Annotated in this window: 4 protein-coding genes; 3 read left to right on the top strand and 1 reads right to left on the bottom strand. The window is 32.8% G+C overall.

Annotation, left to right across the window (positions count from 1 at the left end; translation table 11 throughout):
• The first annotated feature begins 313 nt into the window (after positions 1 to 313).
• Positions 314 to 721 (top strand): RrF2 family transcriptional regulator, encoded by a 408-nt coding sequence (locus ACODSB_RS23930; RefSeq protein WP_056201713.1) that lies wholly within the window; start codon positions 314 to 316, stop codon positions 719 to 721.
• A 57-nt stretch (positions 722 to 778) separates the two neighbouring features.
• On the top strand, positions 779 to 1420 hold the full coding sequence (locus ACODSB_RS23925; RefSeq protein ID WP_488938882.1) for an NAD(P)-dependent oxidoreductase: 642 nt from the start codon (positions 779 to 781) through the stop codon (positions 1418 to 1420).
• Positions 1421 to 1790: 370 nt separating this feature from the next.
• Here the strand turns inward: ACODSB_RS23925 and ACODSB_RS23920 are convergent, their stop codons facing one another.
• Positions 1791 to 2180, bottom strand: a complete 390-nt coding sequence (locus ACODSB_RS23920) for a hypothetical protein (RefSeq protein WP_488938881.1) — start codon at positions 2178 to 2180, stop codon at positions 1791 to 1793.
• A gap of 489 nt (positions 2181 to 2669) precedes the next feature.
• On the opposite strand from ACODSB_RS23920, the gene ACODSB_RS23915 reads away from it, so the two are divergent.
• Complete coding sequence (locus ACODSB_RS23915) at positions 2670 to 2882, top strand: hypothetical protein (RefSeq protein WP_488938880.1); 213 nt, start codon at positions 2670 to 2672, stop codon at positions 2880 to 2882.
• Positions 2883 to 3229 lie beyond the last annotated feature (347 nt).

Here is a 3229-nt window from a genome sequence, read left to right as displayed (position 1 = left end):
TAGTTTGCGGAGTTACTTACGCAGATCCCTCGTTCCTCGGGATGACAAGATTGGGCAGAAACGAGAGTTTGTCATTTCTCCCTTCGGTCGAAATGACAATACTATCTTTAAACTTTGCATTTTTAACATTAAGCTTCGAAACTATGTGTGAGAAACTAGTTTCTTTACATCCTCTCTTTCAGCTAAAAAAATCTATGTCTCTATGTGTTTAAAAAAATTTACACATCCCTACAAAAAAACAAAATTAATTTTTAGTTAAAACTTGTTTTCTTATAATAAATCTCACTACATTTGTAACATATTTTATTACAGTATGCTTTCAGGTAAATTTGCCATAACAATTCACATTCTTACTTTGCTCAATAAATTCCCAAATGATTATTTATCATCAGAATATATTGCAGGAAGCATTAACCTGAATCCGGTTTTGGTTCGAAAAGAAATTGCAAACTTAAAAGCCCATCATATTGTAGAAAGTAAAGAAGGAAAAAACGGAGGCACAAAACTCGCCGTCGATTCATCAAAACTGACATTAAAAGAAATTTTTGAAATGACTTTTGAAACCATCAATCTCGGTTATGCTAAAAATCAGCCCAATCCGGATTGTCCTGTTGGAAAAAAAATCAATCAAAATCTGGATGCTTTGTATGCTGATATGAATCAAAAAGTAAGCGCCCAACTGCAGGGAATTTCTTTAGAAGATTTTTCGAACCAGTTTTAAAACTATTTTTTTACACTAAACTGTAACATTTTTTATTACTAAATAAATTTATATATTATGAAAATCGCAATTATTGGAGCAACAGGATTTGTAGGCTCAGCAATTTTAAACGAATTAGCAGGCAGAAATCACGATATTACTGCTATTGCCAGAAATCCAAAAGACACCGCTGGCATTAACTGGAAAAGTGCTGATATTTTTAGTGTAGACGAGTTGGCAGCAATTTTAAAAGGAAACGATGCCGTTATAAATGCGTACAATTCAGGATGGACAAACCCTAATATTTACGATGATTTTATTGCAGGATCTAAAGCAATTCAGGAAGCGGTAAAAAAATCGGGTGTAAAACGTTATATCACCATTGGCGGTGCAGGAAGTTTATTTGTCGCTCCGGGTTTACAAGCCGTTGATACACCGGATTTTCCAAAAGAATTTTATGCCGGAGCTACTGCAGCAAGAGATTATTTAAATATTTTAAAAGAAGAAAAAGAATTAGACTGGGCATTTTTTAGTCCCGCTTTCGAAATGCACCAGGGCATTACAACCGGAAGAACAGGAAAATACCGTTTAGGATTAGAAAATCCGGTTTTTAACGACGAACAAAGAAGCATTTTATCTGTAGAAGATTTAGCAGTAGTTATTGCTGATGAAACCGAAACCCCAAAACACCATCAGGTTCGATTTACTGCGGCGTATTAATTTTTAAACTTTAACAAATATCGGCACGCAAAGAGTGTCCGCCAGTTTTTGTCATTTCGACCGAAGGGAGAAATCTCCGCAAGTAGCTCCGCAAAGCATATCGTCAATCTTTGTAGAGCTACTTGTGTGTCCTTCGACTTCGCTCAGGATGACAAACTGTGTGGTTATTTTCTTTAGTCTTGTCACCCTGAGCGAAGTCGAAGGGCGCAAACTAAATCGCCAATCTTTGTCGAATCCCGCGTGCGATTTCTCCCTTCGGTCGAAATGACAAAGCTAATGCGCAATGACAAACTGTACGATTACATAATCTTCACACAATCCTGTCACCCTGAGCGAAGTCGAAGGGCGCAATAAAACTCAAACCTTACAGTCAAGATTCCGTCTTGCTTTCCTGTTTTTCGTAATGCGAAATCTCTTTTTCTAAATGAAAAACTACTTTTTTCAGACTATCAATAGTATCTTTTTGCGCTTCTGCGAGTTTTTTGTAGCTCAACTCGTCTTCCGTTTTTTTTATTGAAGGTTGGTAATTATTTGATTTTTGAGTTTTTATCATTGATCCTTCATTTTTTAGCAGCCACTCACAGCTATATTGAGGATAAATTTCAATCACTTTTAATATCCATTTAGATTGTATATCGCTGTTATTTCCTACTGCACGCGACAAGACCCCCTTGCTGGCCCCAATAATATGTTCCAGCCTGCTTATAGTAATTCCTTCATTGTTAGCAATTCGCTTAATGTTTTGTATTATAATATTCATTTTAGAGGAAGTTACCTTTTTAAACTAATGATTTACATTTAGTTAAGGAATTTTGTGTTTTAAATTTTGAAACAAATTAATCAATAGGCAAAAGTAAAACAAAAAAACATAATTCCTACAATTTCCAAAGATTGAAAAATGAAGGCTTCTTAATTAAAAAGCAAACCATACTTTAGAAAAAAATCAATTCATCTGTAATCTGTTACTTTATAAATGAAGCTTTTTTACATAAATTGAAGATAATTTAATTCAAAATAACACGTATAATTTCATCATATATAGCTAAAAATCAACAATTTACAATCAAAAATCGCATTTTAAAACTACCAAAAATTATCATAAATAAAAACATAAATAACTAATAATCAATTTATTACAAATAATTAATTCTGTTAAAAAGCTTCATAAGTAAGAAAATACACTTAAAATGTTTTGTTTATTGAAGATTATAATCTACCTTTGTTGCGAATTTTAAAACAAACATTAGTTATGGAAAACAGTAAATCAAAAGTTTACAAATCCTACGATTCTAATATTTTAGAAGCCTTGTTTTTAAAATACAATGTTTCAAAATATTACATCCGCCAAAGTATCAACGGATCAGTAAACGGATCAACGCCGGACAGAATTAAAAAGGATTATGCGACTATGGAAAAAGCAAACAAAGAAACCGTCATGAATCTTCTTATGAAGACGCTCTAAGCAAGCAATAATATTAGAAGAATAATATTAAAAAAGATTTGTACTAAAAGACCCAGCCAAACCAACCTCTTATGTGAGTCTGGATTAAACCAGAAATCACCTTCATCATTATAAGCCACATTAAAAGTTCAGTAAGAGCCTTTAATACAAACCACAAGAATACCACAAATACCACATCTATTATAGGAATACCCCAAAAGGGTACTCATTCACTATACCTTTTAATCTTGTCATTTTTTAATGTCAGGCCGGGGGTATATTATTTAAAATAATTAAACAATTTAAAAAATGAAAAAAAAATCTATTTTGTATGTGGCTGGCATTATTGGCCATATTATTTACGGTAA

This window comes from Flavobacterium sp. FG68 (genome assembly GCF_057808895.1).
Note: the sequence above shows the minus strand (reverse complement) of the source record. Positions and strands in the feature narration are given on the sequence as shown.

Coding starts and splice junctions, on each gene's coding strand:
- ACODSB_RS23930 (WP_056201713.1), top strand. CDS start 314: ATGCTTTCAGGTAAATTTGCCATAACAATTCACATTCTTACTTTGCTC.
- ACODSB_RS23920 (WP_488938881.1), bottom strand. CDS start 2,180: ATGAATATTATAATACAAAACATTAAGCGAATTGCTAACAATGAAGGA.
- ACODSB_RS23915 (WP_488938880.1), top strand. CDS start 2,670: ATGGAAAACAGTAAATCAAAAGTTTACAAATCCTACGATTCTAATATT.
- ACODSB_RS23925 (WP_488938882.1), top strand. CDS start 779: ATGAAAATCGCAATTATTGGAGCAACAGGATTTGTAGGCTCAGCAATT.